Annotated in this window: 12 protein-coding genes; 5 read left to right on the forward strand and 7 right to left on the reverse strand. The window is 37.9% G+C overall.

From position 1 onward, the window contains the following. Positions 1-107: 107 nt before the first annotated feature. Together AC4MRQ_RS05560 and AC4MRQ_RS05565 are read right to left on the reverse strand one after the other, a co-directional pair. Positions 108-1,949 (reverse strand): APC family permease, encoded by a 1,842-nt coding sequence (locus AC4MRQ_RS05560; protein WP_491196661.1) that lies wholly within the window; start codon positions 1,947-1,949, stop codon positions 108-110. 64 nt (positions 1,950-2,013) lie between these two features. Then, positions 2,014-2,721 carry an SDR family NAD(P)-dependent oxidoreductase gene (locus AC4MRQ_RS05565; protein ID WP_491196662.1) on the reverse strand — a complete coding sequence of 236 codons (708 nt, stop codon included), beginning with the start codon at positions 2,719-2,721 and terminating at the stop codon, positions 2,014-2,016. Positions 2,722-2,921: 200 nt separating this feature from the next. Here AC4MRQ_RS05565 and AC4MRQ_RS05570 point away from each other — a divergent pair, with 200 nt between their 5' ends. Beyond that, positions 2,922-4,112, forward strand: coding sequence for an aldo/keto reductase (locus AC4MRQ_RS05570; RefSeq protein ID WP_491196663.1), 1,191 nt, complete (start codon positions 2,922-2,924; stop codon positions 4,110-4,112). 204 nt (positions 4,113-4,316) lie between these two features. Further along, a complete protein-coding gene (locus tag AC4MRQ_RS05575) occupies positions 4,317-5,159 on the forward strand; it encodes a DUF6599 family protein (protein ID WP_491196664.1) in 843 nt (280 codons plus the stop codon). A 73-nt stretch (positions 5,160-5,232) separates the two neighbouring features. Here AC4MRQ_RS05575 and AC4MRQ_RS05580 read toward each other — a convergent pair whose 3' ends face one another. Together AC4MRQ_RS05580 and AC4MRQ_RS05585 are read right to left on the reverse strand one after the other, a co-directional pair. Then, positions 5,233-6,873 carry a DEAD/DEAH box helicase gene (locus AC4MRQ_RS05580; RefSeq protein WP_491196665.1) on the reverse strand — a complete coding sequence of 547 codons (1,641 nt, stop codon included), beginning with the start codon at positions 6,871-6,873 and terminating at the stop codon, positions 5,233-5,235. A gap of 219 nt (positions 6,874-7,092) precedes the next feature. Further along, on the reverse strand, positions 7,093-9,507 hold the full coding sequence (locus AC4MRQ_RS05585; protein ID WP_491196666.1) for a TonB-dependent receptor: 2,415 nt from the start codon (positions 9,505-9,507) through the stop codon (positions 7,093-7,095). 279 nt (positions 9,508-9,786) lie between these two features. Here AC4MRQ_RS05585 and AC4MRQ_RS05590 point away from each other — a divergent pair, with 279 nt between their 5' ends. Beyond that, on the forward strand, positions 9,787-10,293 hold the full coding sequence (locus AC4MRQ_RS05590) for a hypothetical protein (RefSeq protein WP_491196667.1): 507 nt from the start codon (positions 9,787-9,789) through the stop codon (positions 10,291-10,293). Positions 10,294-10,295: 2 nt separating this feature from the next. Here the strand turns inward: AC4MRQ_RS05590 and AC4MRQ_RS05595 are convergent, their stop codons facing one another. Further along, positions 10,296-11,450 carry a metallophosphoesterase gene (locus AC4MRQ_RS05595; RefSeq protein WP_491196668.1) on the reverse strand — a complete coding sequence of 385 codons (1,155 nt, stop codon included), beginning with the start codon at positions 11,448-11,450 and terminating at the stop codon, positions 10,296-10,298. Positions 11,451-11,586: 136 nt separating this feature from the next. Here AC4MRQ_RS05595 and AC4MRQ_RS05600 point away from each other — a divergent pair, with 136 nt between their 5' ends. Continuing rightward, positions 11,587-11,946 (forward strand): hypothetical protein, encoded by a 360-nt coding sequence (locus AC4MRQ_RS05600; protein ID WP_491196669.1) that lies wholly within the window; start codon positions 11,587-11,589, stop codon positions 11,944-11,946. Positions 11,947-12,102: 156 nt separating this feature from the next. After that, positions 12,103-12,579 (forward strand): hypothetical protein, encoded by a 477-nt coding sequence (locus tag AC4MRQ_RS05605; protein ID WP_491196670.1) that lies wholly within the window; start codon positions 12,103-12,105, stop codon positions 12,577-12,579. Between the two features lie 56 nt (positions 12,580-12,635). On the opposite strand, the gene AC4MRQ_RS05610 is transcribed toward AC4MRQ_RS05605, so the two are convergent. Both AC4MRQ_RS05610 and AC4MRQ_RS05615 read right to left on the reverse strand, forming a co-directional pair. Beyond that, the gene (locus tag AC4MRQ_RS05610) at positions 12,636-13,184 is read right to left on the reverse strand and encodes a PepSY-associated TM helix domain-containing protein (RefSeq protein ID WP_491196671.1); all 549 of its coding nucleotides are present in this window, start codon (positions 13,182-13,184) and stop codon (positions 12,636-12,638) included. Beyond that, positions 13,168-13,692: a hypothetical protein gene (locus AC4MRQ_RS05615; protein WP_491196672.1), complete on the reverse strand. Its 525-nt coding sequence runs from the start codon at positions 13,690-13,692 to the stop codon at positions 13,168-13,170. The genes AC4MRQ_RS05610 and AC4MRQ_RS05615 overlap by 17 nt, the downstream gene beginning before the upstream one ends. Between the last annotated feature and the right edge of the window lie 338 nt (positions 13,693-14,030).

The following is a 14,030-nucleotide window of genomic DNA, read 5'->3' on the forward strand; positions in this document are numbered from 1 at the left end:
CAGGAAAGGAAATTCATTTGGATAACCAAGGTTACGATGCAGGGAATCTGTCAGTGTACAAATCTCCTGACAGCTATTAAGTCAGAAATCCTATAATTTATTTGATTCTAATATGAATTGTGTTGTAATAAGAGTTTGAGAAGTTGTTTGTTACTTGTAGCCTGTTGCCACTGAAGCTTAAACTCAGGTGCATTACTTGTCTCGATAAGCCTTTTTAGGGTATGCAGCTGTAAATTCCATTCATCCTTGGAATAGGCAATAATATAAAGAGCATGCAACGGGGCTGAATGTTCCGTCTGAATTCCTTCATCTGATTTAAACAACATCAAATCAAATTTTCGATGACCTTTAACTGGAATAGACAAACAGGCCACACCATCAGTAATAATACAGTCGGAATTATTGAGTTTATCAAATATTACTTTGTTAAGCTCTTCCTGGTTGGTTTTAAGTTTGTCAACCAGCAGTTTTGCTGCAAGTTGAGAAAAGTTATCAGGTAAGTAATTGGAGTCTAAAAATGTAATAGTTTGTTGTTTAATTAGTTTGCTATACCACTTGCGCGTGGTCCCATCTCTTTCAACCAGTATTTCTCTGAGTTCTTCTTCAAGCAATTGATCGATTGTTCTAATGCCGGTTAATCGTTCAATTATATGTAGCAGAGCGTATTCTCTTTTGATGCGTCCATGAGCATAGATAAAATACCAGGCGGCTCCGCAAGCTATAAACACAATAACAAGCAACAGCGGCATTGTTCCCATTTCAAAAAGCAGAAATATATAGCATATAATGCCAATGATTTGAGCCCAGGGATAAAACGGTGAAATATATTTGGGACGATAATGATTGATATTGGCTTCGCGCATAAAAATCAGAGCTACATTGGCAATGATAAACAGAACCAGCTTAAGCGCAGAGGCAGTTTTAACAAATGTTTCGATATCGAGAAACAGAATTACTGCAATCATAATAGCTGATGTAAAAAGGATGGCAACAGCAGGTGTTCCTCTCTTTGTTATGTGCGTAAAAATATTGGGCAACAGTTCATCTTTCCCCATGGCCAATGGATTGCGAGAGGCTGCCAGCAGACCGGCATTACCGGTTGATATGAAAGCCAGCAACGCACCAAATGTCATTATCACAATGCCAAAATGCCCCATAATATTACCACCGCCAATTGATATTGGGGTAAACGTAGCGCTTAACTCGTCAGGACTAAGAATGCCAACGGTTATGAAAACAACAGCAACATATAATATTGAAACAATGCCCCATGAAGAAAATATTCCTAAGGGCAGGTTACGACCAGGGTTTTTAACTTCGCCGGCAATTGCAGCAACTTTAGTGGTGCCCGAGAATGCAATAAAGATCAAACCGGCTGTCATAAAAACAGAATTTGTTCCATTGGGTGCAAAAGGAATAAATCTATTGGGAACAACAGAAAACGCCCCGACAATGATGTACAGGAGAAGGATAAAAAAGAGAATAAGCACCGTTATGGTTTGAAAGCGCCCCGAAAACTTGACTCCTTTAATGTTGAGTGCCGTAAAAATCAAACACCAGCTTACACTAATGATTTTCATTTGCATTTCTGTAATATCTGGTTTGAGCAGTATAACAAATATGCCCATGGCCAGTAACGAAAAGGCCGATTTAAAGGCCAGGGATATCCAGGCAGTCAGGCCGCCAATAGTACCCATCAATGGACCCATACTACGGTCGGCAAACACATAAATACCACCGGTAACCGGCATAGCTGTTACCAGTTCCGACTTTGATAATACGGTAGGAATAATCATCAGGCTGGCAATTATATAGGAAAGCACCATGGCAGGACCAGCCTGGGTGTAGGCTATGGCAGGTAAGATAAACAAACCGGAGCTGATCATCACACCCGAAGATACGCTGATTACCTCAAGAAGACTTAACTGTCGTTTTACTTTTCTTGCCATAGCCTAATTTTATATGAGCCTTAAAGTACTCATCACTAATTATTAACAACTAATCATTTATCCCTCACATCTCACGCACATCAGCAAATGAACCACTTTCCAGTTCCCTGGCTTTCTCCATCCCCCAAATCAATTTTGAAGCGGCAGCTCTAGAGTCGGGCATATCTTCGGTATAACGGGCTTGCTGCAATTTTTCTACTGCCGGGTATTTGTCTGTTTCTTTTATATTCCAGATGGTTTCTTGTATTTCGCTGTCAACCAGGCCTGGAGCAAAGGCTATAAAATGTGTTTCATTATGCTCTTTAGCATATACATTCATCAGCATATTGAGCGCCGCCTTTGAAACAGCGTACGGTCCCCAGCCGGGTGTGCTGCGTAGCGATGCTTTGGTTGACATGCCTACAACCTGACGAATATCTTTTCCCAGGCTAAAAAGCAGATCTAACAATACTTTGTTTGACCATACATTTACATCCATCACACGTTGCATGGCTTCAGTGTCGACTTCGCTCATCCACTTAACAGGGCCTAAAATACCAGCATTGAGAATAACCATGTCGAAACGCTTACTATCATCAATAAAATCAGGTAGTTTTTCTATAACAGCTTTATGATTGGTTAAATCCAGCTGAATGTGATGATAATTGGCTTCTTTTATTAAATCGTCTGTGATGCGGCGACTGATGCCCCATACTTTTGCACCTCTTGCCAGGTATTCTTGTGTCAATCCATGACCGATACCTGAACTGGTTCCTGTAATTAGTATATGCATGTGTTTAGTTTTTTATTAATTTCTATATAACAATATCGGCCATACAGATGGCAATTTCAATCTTTGACAAGAGTTCTGCGACTGTTTCGGTTCGTATTGCTTGTTAAGAATGTTTCTAAACTCCTCTGTAATTGAATGGTAATATTCAAAAGCAACACAATTTTATATACCTTACATCTTCCTTTACAAAACCCACTATCATGAACAGATCAAACAATAGCAATCGGCGTCATTTTCTAAAGATGACTGCTGCCGGATTGGCTGGTGCTACCTTATTACCTCACACTGCTGAAGCCAAATCCAAAAAGAAAGACAAGATTATTTATCGAACATTGGGACGCACAGGTGTCAAGCTTCCGATTGTAAGTATGGGTGCCATGAAAGATCCAAGTATGTTTAAAGCTGGATTAGCCAAGGGCGTGAAGCATTTTGATACAGCCCATGTTTACCTAAAGGGAAAGCATGAAACGATGTTGAGTGAAGCCTTGAGTGATCAGGATTTAAGTCAGTTGTTTACCGTTACCAAAGTTTACCCTGACGATATGGATCAAAAAACCGGTATGATTGGTGATGGATGCACGGCTGAAAATTTTCTGAAAATGTTTGACACAAGTCTGGAAAGACTGAAAGTCAAGTCGGTTGATTTACTTTATGTTCATGCCGTATCGACCAAACAGGCAGTTCAGCATCCAGAAATAATTAAGGCCCTGAAACTGGCTAAGGAACAAGGCAAGTGTAAGTTTTTAGGGGTATCAACCCATAAGAATGAACCGGAGGTGATTCGTGCTGCAATAGAAGCTGAAATTTATGATGTGGTATTGACTGCATACAATTTTAAGCAGGATCATATTAATGAATTAAATAAAGCAATAGCAGAAGGAGTGGCTGAAGGTATAGGTTTTATTGCAATGAAAACCATGGCAGGTGGATTCCTGGATGAAGAAAAAACGAAACCTGTGAATACAAAGGCCGCATTAAAATGGGCATTGCAGAATGAAAATATTTGTACTTCGATACCAAGTGTGGCCACTATTGATCAGTTGGAAGAAAGCTGGAGTATCATGGAGAAGCTTAAGTTGACTAAAGATGAAGAGAAAGATCTGGAGTTTGCACGCGACTATGCCGGTTTATACTGCAATGCCTGTAATCAGTGCGATGGTCAGTGCCGTAAGAATTTACCGATACCTGAAATAATGCGTTCCTACATGTATACCTATGGTTACCGAGACATGAGTAAAGCCAAAGAGTTATTGGCCGGTATGGGCATGGTAAGTGATCCTTGTTCAAACTGTTCAGATTGCACTGTTACTTGTGTTAAGGACTTTGCAGTGGGAGAGAAGGTTCAGAATGTTAGTCGTCTTATAAATGTGCCTGATGAGTTTATTGTTTAATTAAATATTAAAATTTCCAATGATACCTTTATTCGGAATTACACCATTTTTTGCACTTATTCCAATATTGTTTGGACTTGCTGCATTCATTACCATTATACTTTTGGTAAATAGGTTTCTGAACTTGTATAGTGAACGAAATCAAATCTTCAGAAAGTATGTTGATAATTGTAAAAACCAGGTTAACAAATGATCCATATTACCATGAAGTATATTTTAATAATCGCGTTATTTATCATTAGTAGTCTTGGTTCGGCACAAAGCTATCCCGAAAAGTTTACAGCAATTGAAGGATGGACTGTTGAGGGAGAAAAGCAGTTTTTTTCGCGTGCCAACCTGTATGACTATATCAATGGGGCATCAGATTTTTATCTTGGTTATGATTTCCAAGATTTATGGGTAGTTGATTACAAAAATGAAATGGGGCACATGTTAACGCTGGAATTGTATCGACACGGTGAAAATCTAAAGGCATTTGGAATATATTCCGAAGAGCGACCTCAAGGCGTTAAACTGCATTCAATCGGAGCACAAGGTTTTGTTGAGAGTGGTTCAATCTTCTTTTTAGCCGATGAATATTACGTCAAAGTTTATAATGGTCGGCCCGAAGTTTTTGATGATGATTTTATAGAGTTTGCACAGTCTGTTGCTCAAAAAGTTTGCAAACACTGTAGCTTACCTCAGGAGTTTAATCTGTTTCCGATAGAAGGAAAGATGGAGCATAGCGAACGTTATATGCCGCAGAATTTTATGGGATTATCAGGATTTAATGGAGTTTGCACAGTTAAATATATGGATTCAGGTGAGACATTAAGACTCTTTGCATTCAAGGGATCTGATGAAAAGTGCCGGGCAATTATGGAGAAGTATTTTAATCGTGTGAAGTATAAAAAGAAGCTAAAAGAGAAATTCTATGTATTTGATGATCCATACATTGGAATGGTCAAAATTGCTTACAAGGAAGGGTATGTTTACGGTATGCTTGATTCATCAAATCCCGAAAATCACTTTAAGTTATTCCAAACATTTAGTTTGTTGATTGAATAAATACAGTTTAAATGATATAAAAAGCCGTTTCCAATAATTTGAAAACGGCTTCTTTATAATTAGTACTTTGAGACTATCGTCTTTTGTTTTTTCGTCTGGCCGGCTTTGGTGAAGCCACTTCAAGACTTACTTTCTTACCTTTTAGCTTGGCTTTATTGAGCTTTTTAATCAATTCCTGCTCATACTCTTTATCTACTTCAATAAAAGAGAAATTGCGAAGTAATTCAATCTTACCAATTTTAACAGTAATACCTTTCATATTGCTGTTGATCAAACCAATTACCTCACCAGAAGTTAATTTATCAGTTTTTCCGATATTCAGGAATAAACGACTGAACTTCACATTATCCCTGTCAAGACGTCCTTTTCTGCCACCTTCTTCTTTATTAATATTTAAATCCGGTGCATCCTTATAATATTCCATAAAGCGATTGAACTCCGCAGCAACAAACTGTTTAATTAACTGTTCCTTATCCATTTCGGCCAGCTTCTCATACACCGATGGTAAAAGGGTGTTTACAGGTGAAGTTTCTTCCAACTCTGTTTGTCCAACTCGTTCAAGGAAATGAAACAGCTGTTTTTCACAGATTTCATCAGCTTTTGGCACCATTTTGCGTACAAATGCTTTCTTGGCAATCTTTTCGATGGCCTTGATGCGGTGCATTTCGCGCGAGTGGATTATGGATACAGAAACACCTTCTTTACCAGCACGTCCGGTACGTCCACTTCGATGGATATAAACTTCTATGTCATCCGGCAAGTTATAATTAATAACATGCGTCAGGTCGTTCACATCAATACCACGTGCTGCTACATCTGTTGCCACTAGGAGTTGCAAATGCTTTTTGCGGAATCGGTGCATTACCAAATCGCGCTGTGCCTGAGATAAATCTCCATGCAAAGCATCAGCATTATAACCGTCTGCCATTAATTTATCGGCAATATCTTTAGTTTCCTGACGAGTACGACAGAAGATAATTCCATAAACATCAGGTGTTACATCAACAATACGTTTTAGAGCACGATAACGGTCGTGTGCTTGTACCATGTAAAAATGGTGATCAACTTTTTCGGCCCCTTGGTTTTTCTTACCAACGCTTATTTCTACCGGATCCTGCATGTAGTTTTTCGACATGCGGGCAATCTCTGGTGGCATTGTTGCTGAGAATAGTAATGTTTGACGCCATTCAGGAGTTTGTGCCATGATGCTTTCCAGGTCATCTTTAAAACCCATATTGAGCATCTCGTCAGCTTCGTCCAGAATTAACCAGCGTACATCACCCAATTGAATAGCCTTTCTGTTAATCAGGTCGTTCATACGTCCTGGTGTACCAACAACAATGTGAGTACCTCTTTTCAGAGATTTGATCTGTGTTCGTATTTCAGCACCACCATAAACTGGTGTAATGTATAGGTCACGATAATTTTTAGCGTAATCCTTTAAATCTTTGGTAATCTGGAGGCAAAGTTCACGCGTAGGACACAAGATCAGTGCCTGTACGTTCTTTTCATTTCGCTCAATCTGAGGAATAACCGGAAGTCCGAAAGCTCCTGTTTTACCGGTACCGGTTTGAGCCAGTGCAATCAGATCGTTACCGTAATTTAAAATCTCAGGGATTGTTTTGCTTTGGATAGGTGTTGGAGTTTCGTAACCAAGCTCACCAATAGCACTTAGGATTTCCTCTGGAAGTCCTGTTTCTTTAAATGTCTGCATAATTTGCTCTTTATCCACCCGCTTCCACGTCCATGCAGCTGTTACCCGGATTTAGCAATTACGCTACGACTGTGCTACCGAAAGTGACCGGAGTGGTCCTTATTTTTTATGAGGCGCAAAGATAGACTGATTTTTGGATAATCAACGTATGTCAACCAATATACCTGAGTTTTTTGTGATTAATTAACTTTAAACAGTTAGAAAATTAAAGACTAACTCCTATAAAGAAACCCTTAAAGAAATGATGTAATTTCGACCGGGTGCAGCAATACCAGAAGAATAAGTCTTGTACCTTTCATCAGTAATATTATCAATACCTGCAGTTAGTGTGGCAGAATTATTGATTGCATATTGAGCTTTCAGGTTAAGAGTTGTCCATCCGGGACTGTATGGATTTCCATTTTTGTCTTTTGCATACAGGTAGTCCTTGGCAATTTCTGACATTGGCATGTTGCTAAATGCGACTTCTCCGTTATATTGTGCGTATACATCAACTTTAATTTTCTTCTGCTCGTAGCTTATATGAGTTGTTCCAAACCAGGGTGCTGCATGGCGTAGTGGAGAATAGCTACCATCCTCCAGTTCTTCTTCTCCTTTCTGATAATTGAATCGTGATGATGCACTAAAGCCATTTTTCCATTTATACTCCACACCAGCCTGAATGCCGTAAACGTAAGCGTGGGCTGCATTCTGAATGGCTTGTACCTGACTCAACTCGTGGTCATAAAGGATGCTATCTTCTCCATTAAGGTGATAATCGCGTCTGACCATTGCGTTAGTAAGGTGTGTGTAATAGACCGCCATATCAATTTTCCACTTTTTAACTACAACAACAGCAGCTCCCAGTTCGGCATTGATCGCATACTCGGGTTTTAAATCAGGATTAGGAACAACAACAGAGCCAGGTTCGGAGTCAAAGACTTTACCTACATCATCGATATTGGGAGCTCTGAATCCCGTGGAAACAGAACTGCTTAATTGCCAGTTGTCATTGGGATTATAGATTAGACCAAGACTTCCTGTGAGTGCTCCGGTATTGATAGTAGTCTGACTGAAGTTAAAATCATAAAAAGTGTCATCAAATTCAGCATTCATATAGATATAATTGTATCGGAGGCCTGCTTGCAGATTGGTTTTAGGAGTCAGGTTCTTTAAGTAACTACTGTAAATAGCAGAGGATGTCCATACCGAACCGTCAGGATAGCGTGATGCAGCATCTACGATGTCGCCGTTAATTAAATTTTCTTCTAAACCGTCAGATGCTACTTTGTTGCTAATTAACTCGGCTCCATAAAAGAGTCGGTCACCACTATTCAATTGCTTTTCGAAATCCAGATTTACGCTGATTGCATTAACCTTTTCGGTTCTGCGTGTAATATCATCTTTATAAATTTTTCTACTATGACGACTTTCTTCAAAATACTGATGAGCCACTAAAATCTGTAAATGATCAAAATACTTGTTTGAAGCAGAATGTTGAATGTTCAAATTATTCATCATCCACATTTGAGGTCCATAGTACCAATCTCCATATTTTAACTCACCTTCATCGTTATACATGATCAAACGATCATATCGAGGTACATTGGATGACTCTGAATAGTGCAGACCATAATTAAATTGCCAATTTGAGCTTGGCATATATTTAAACTTCTGCATCAGGTTTATTTGGCTGTATTCGCTTGGAGTCTGTATTTTATTATTACCATTATTAACAATGATGTCTTCGTTATCGATTCGTTCAACATATTCATACCGCAGATAGTCATCAGGTCCATTTGACCCCATTCGCATATCACTATAATCAGAATAGCTAATGGAAGTAAAAGATGCCAATTTGTTAAATCCCAGGTTGAAATCAGCATGAGCTGTTTTTTCCCTGTTGGCCGAAGAGTAACGGGTTAAGGCATTAGCTTTGAGAATGTTTTTTTTAGGTTCGTGCGACAAGATCGGATCAAATGAATAAAACCCCATTACTCCACCGATTGCATCACTTCCATAGATTACGGATCCTGGACCAAAGATGACTTCAGCACGTTGTGTTGCAAAGGGATCAAGGGAGATAATGTTTTGAATATTACCCGCTCTGAAAATAGCATTATTCATCCTCACACCATCAACGGCAATCAAAATCCGGTTGGTGGCAAATCCTCTGATCATAGGACTTCCGCCTCCCATTTGACTTTTTTGAAGGTAAACATCGCCTGTCATTTCAATCAGATCGGCGGCTGTTTGGGGATTTAAGAAATTGACTTCTTTGGGTTTTAATACAGATATTTTAGCAGGCGTCTCGCGTCGTCCTTGTTTCCATTTTGTGGCTGAAACAACTACTTCGTCCAGCGATAGCTCAGACTGCTCCATATATATTTTAAATCCTTTTCGTTTAATTTCTTCATAGCTTAACTCAACCGTTTCATATCCAATTAGGCGAAATACAATACTTTCCAGCCCTTCAAATTCGTTCAGACTGCTTTGGCCCTTCATATTCGTAATTGTATTTACTTGCGCTGATTGGGAGAAAATAGTAACTAATTCGAGAGGTTGGTGGCTTTGTTTATCCCTGACATGTACGGTTTGAGAGAAGGCATTAAAACTTAAAAATATTATTAGGTAGATTATGTGATATCGGCTCATTTCAATTTTGAAGATTTATTTTTAGGTCAGAATCTTACTACAAATATCATGCAAAGATATGATTTTTCGTTACCCATAATAGAAGTAAATTATCTATACCAAATTGGATAATAAACTTATCTAAAACATTCATCTGGCATATCTCTCTTAAAATGTTTAATCTTAGGATATTATACTTTTATCATATAGGAAGTGGTATTTGTCAAAATAAATTAAACGTTTATCCTTAGTGGCGTAATTACGTGGAGATTATGTAATTGTTGAATTTAATTTAGGATAATGAATCGTTTAGTGTTTTTTGTTTTAATCATTTTTACCAGTGTTTCACTTAATGCCCAGGATTTTTCTTATTTAAAGGATATTGATGTAAATGAGACCAACCAATATGAGGAAGCCGAAGAAGCAGCTTTAGAATGTTGCTGTTATCTGACAGGTGTTCGATACGATAAAAAAGATAATCAGCGCAGGTTGGCTACCGAATATATTTCAGACTGGATGTCTGCTGTGTATGCCCAGTCTTACTCACTTGAGGAATTGTTTGAGGAAAGCACTGAGCAGTCGGAAGTTTATCAGGTGTTTTTTGCATTAAACTATATCGAGTATAAAGATGAATTAAGTTTGTCAGAGCTTCAGGCTGAGGCTTTGAAAGGTGTTGTGTCATACTGCTCTAATTCATCCAATAAATTAAAAATGACTAAAGCTCTTAAGGAAATACAGAAAATGATTGAAACCGAAACACTTCAGGATAATATAGAGAATTCCGGTTTAGTTATAGCTGTTCAGTAATACTATTTAAAATTAAGGGTAATTTCTAAAATTTCGGGTCTATTGCCTGTACGAACAGGAGGACCCCAGGTACCAAATCCTGTACTTACAATAAAGTGACTATTATCTTTTTGTAAGTAACCACGACTGACTTCAAAAATACGTTCAGTAATGTATCCGAACGGCCAAAGTTGACCGTGGTGCGTGTGTCCGGAAATTTGCAAATCAACACCAGCTTCTGCAGCCTTTTCGAGATGGTAAGGTTGATGATCAAGCATAATAATTGGTTTATTAGGATCAAGCTGACTTGTCAGAACAGCAACTTCCTTACGGGGACCATTAACACGGCTTTTATCCCGGTCTTCCCTGCCAACAATATATAACTGATCATTGATTAAGGCACAAGAATCCCGCAATACTGTTAAGCCGTGATCTTCGAGGTATTTTACTGATCGATCAGCTCCACCAATGTATTCATGGTTACCAGTTGAAGCATAGACACCTAAAGGAGCTTGAAGTTGTCGAAGGCTTTCACCAAGGTTCTGACGGATAACAGGCCCCACATCTTCGTCAACAACATCACCGGCAAACAAAATAATATCAGGTTGTAAGCTATTGATAGTTTCCACTAACTTTCGTGTTTTACGCGGCCCTATGATGGTTCCAAGATGAATGTCAGAAGCTGCAACAATTTTTAATTGCTTCTTCCCATCTACATGCTTATTTATCTTTAGGTTGTGTTGGTGAATTTTAGGATGCCAGGCATTTAAAAATCCACCGAGAATAACCAAAATTCCTGCAGATGCTATTCCAATTCCAGTATAATATTTTAAAGAATAGAATGCTTCAGTGTTTGTTTTGGGCAGGAAATGAATAAAGAAATTAAAGATTCGAACAATATCAGCTGCAAATATCAGTAATGTGAAATAAAGCATTCCGGCAAACCAAAAAGCACCGATCCAGTGTAAGGTATTTGAAACAGGAGAATACCAGATACGCTCAAGAAATCGCCCGGCCGGGTATGCCAATACCAAAACGAGCATGACTATTCGAAAAGCTGTTTTAAGGGAAGGTATTGTTTCAAGCCATTGAATTCCTCTATGATAGATGTAATAATTCACCAAGAAGTGAATGCTTAATATGATGCTGATAAAAATGATAAATCCGTAGCTTCTCATGTTGATTATTATTAGTCAGGCAAATATAAGAATCCTCTTGACGATGTATAACTAAACCTGTTTGAAAGTGGAATGTTTACGAATGAACTATTTATTTTAGTGTCTGTTTGGTAAATGGAATAAGAGATTAGTTATTATGGAGAAAATAAAATACTTAATAATGTCAGGTGGGACGCTGATTTTGTTGGGAATTATCCTAAAAGTTACAGGCGTGCAAGGCCCCTGGGCGGCGATCAGTTTTAGTATTGGTGGAACTTTAAAATTATTGTATCTGATTTTAGGAGTTCGTTTTGGATTAGTCAAATTGGGACCTGAAATGATTCTTCTGGGAATTGGTCTGGCATTTATTTTTACCGCCATTTATGCCAGAAAAACGGAAAGCCTTGTTCACTTATATATTTGGCTATTATCGGCTGGAATTATTATTAAAACGTTGTTTGTTGTGTTGTTTATAAGAAAACAAAAGCGGTATCGAAAGGAATTAGCGGTTGAGTAATTTTTCTGTTTTCGATGAAAAGCTTAAGTTTATATCGAAAAATCCAGATCTGAGCTATTGAATTGGGAAGTAGTTGTTACACTATAAGCTCAGTCAAATTGAAAATAAGGGGCATATTGCTTGTATCGGGCGGGCAGTATCTGAAAAGTTTATGGTATGAATAAGGCAGCTAATAAATCCATGCCCATAATAGTGGCTATGTTATTATTTAATATTAGTGTTTTTGCACAAACACCTGTTGTGTATAAAGAACTCAGCATTGATCCTGACCTTTGTCTGCAGATAAATAATTTTGAAGTAATTCACAACCTGGAAGAACTCAAGAAAATACCAATGAAATACAACGCTCCTTGTGAGACTATTGATTTTGGTAAAATCAACTTCAATAAGAAATCTTTAGTGGTCTGCACACAGTATGTCAGGAATGGTGAAAAAGCAATAACAACCAGTAAGATAGAGGTGTTGCGCAATGATAAAACCAGGCGTATTGATGTGTATTTTGCAACATTTGGTTCAACAATGATCCAACGGCCTGGAAAGGTTTTTGAAAACAGAAAGTGGTTGCTTTTACCAAAGTTTCCGGCCAACTATAAGGTTGATGTACATTATTCACTTAAAGTTGTCAAGCCATAGTAAGAAAATAAAATTCATGAAACAGGAGGTCAATTTTTTATTGACCTCCTGTTTTCTTATATCCAGAATAAGTAGATGAATGGTATTAAAAATCCAAGTAATAAATACCATTTACCTCTGCCTTTTAGTCCATTTTTACCCTTAACCATTAATAAACCAGATAGAGCAAAGAAAATCAAAGAAAAAGCAAAGATATCTCCCATGATGGTCCAGCCCCCAACTTTATTGTAGTGAAGTTTATTTATAAAATAGACCAGAGGTTTTTTTCGATGCTCCTCATATACAATTTCTCCATTGTTTTTTTGATAGACACCAATACCACCGTCAAGCATTAATCGGTAATGGTCCTTATCAATAGATAAAACTTTTTTAAGAATGGGTAAATCTGGTTGTGAAGCCCAGATTTGTTTAATTTGCTTCTTACTTAAATTACTTTCTATTTGTATTGTTCCTTCGTTGGTTTCGTAAGCCGGATCATCACCATCCATGTGATTAAGAATATAGCCTGACAGGCCATAGATAATGCTTATGCCCACCATTAGATACCCCAGATCACGATGAATAATTCGCAGCCATTTTCGAAAGGTTTTATTCGACCATTTCATAACTTAACCCTTCTACAAAGTATATGGCATAATGGTCTTTGTTATTGGCCTTCATCCAGGAACGCATGTCGTTGATGTTGTTCATTTCAGTAGCGCATGTTTCTGCCGATCCGTCTTCCTTTACTTTTTCTTTTACCTCATGTTCCATCTGATCGATGTACTCTTTGGATAGTCGTCTTTCTTTTAATACACCTTCTACTTCGATAGTATTACCAACCAGATCGCGGTTAAAACCTGTTATCTTGCCACCTGCTTCTATTCGTACCGTAAATTGCTCATTGTCCCCGACCAAAAAGCATCTTTTACCAGAATGTTTGCAAGTATGGGTTACATGGCCCTTAACCTTTATAGTCTGGTCAACTAATTGATCAGCTTTTGCCAAAAGATTATCAACAGTGACACATTCAATGGCAGTTAGTTCTGATGCTGTCTGGTCTGATTTCTTCTTACTCGTATTACATGCGATCATTAAAAATGCAACAAGAAGAATACTAATGATTTGTTTCATTTTGTGAATTTTAGTTTGTTAGATTATCTGTACTGTATGCTATACAGCAGATCAAAACTACTGATTAATATTTATTCGGAATTATAAATGCTGAATTAAATTGGAGAAAGAATTATTCTTTAACATCGCCTTAACAAGTTTGTCAAAGCTGTCACCCATTTTACTATTTGAGGTGTCTTAAGGTATGAAAGTATGATTTTTCACCAAATTGTATCAATGATACACTCAGGTACTAATTTGGTTGTATATTTGTTTAATCCTAGAAACAAGTCGAGGTAGAAAGCTTATTTTAGTTCGGCTAAAAACAAAAGAAGATGATGAAGAAAAACATTTTTGCA

The sequence above is a fragment of the Carboxylicivirga sp. genome (genome assembly GCF_982718395.1).

Bases quoted from the DNA above. Each gene is read 5' to 3' on its own strand.
- AC4MRQ_RS05600 (WP_491196669.1), top strand. From the start codon at position 11,587: ATGGAGAAAATAAAATACTTAATAATGTCAGGTGGGACGCTGATTTTG.
- AC4MRQ_RS05595 (WP_491196668.1), bottom strand. From the start codon at position 11,450: ATGAGAAGCTACGGATTTATCATTTTTATCAGCATCATATTAAGCATT.
- AC4MRQ_RS05610 (WP_491196671.1), bottom strand. From the start codon at position 13,184: ATGAAATGGTCGAATAAAACCTTTCGAAAATGGCTGCGAATTATTCAT.
- AC4MRQ_RS05570 (WP_491196663.1), top strand. From the start codon at position 2,922: ATGAACAGATCAAACAATAGCAATCGGCGTCATTTTCTAAAGATGACT.
- AC4MRQ_RS05605 (WP_491196670.1), top strand. From the start codon at position 12,103: ATGAATAAGGCAGCTAATAAATCCATGCCCATAATAGTGGCTATGTTA.
- AC4MRQ_RS05585 (WP_491196666.1), bottom strand. From the start codon at position 9,507: ATGAGCCGATATCACATAATCTACCTAATAATATTTTTAAGTTTTAAT.
- AC4MRQ_RS05580 (WP_491196665.1), bottom strand. From the start codon at position 6,873: ATGCAGACATTTAAAGAAACAGGACTTCCAGAGGAAATCCTAAGTGCT.
- AC4MRQ_RS05590 (WP_491196667.1), top strand. From the start codon at position 9,787: ATGAATCGTTTAGTGTTTTTTGTTTTAATCATTTTTACCAGTGTTTCA.
- AC4MRQ_RS05615 (WP_491196672.1), bottom strand. From the start codon at position 13,692: ATGAAACAAATCATTAGTATTCTTCTTGTTGCATTTTTAATGATCGCA.
- AC4MRQ_RS05565 (WP_491196662.1), bottom strand. From the start codon at position 2,721: ATGCATATACTAATTACAGGAACCAGTTCAGGTATCGGTCATGGATTG.
- AC4MRQ_RS05560 (WP_491196661.1), bottom strand. From the start codon at position 1,949: ATGGCAAGAAAAGTAAAACGACAGTTAAGTCTTCTTGAGGTAATCAGC.
- AC4MRQ_RS05575 (WP_491196664.1), top strand. From the start codon at position 4,317: ATGAAGTATATTTTAATAATCGCGTTATTTATCATTAGTAGTCTTGGT.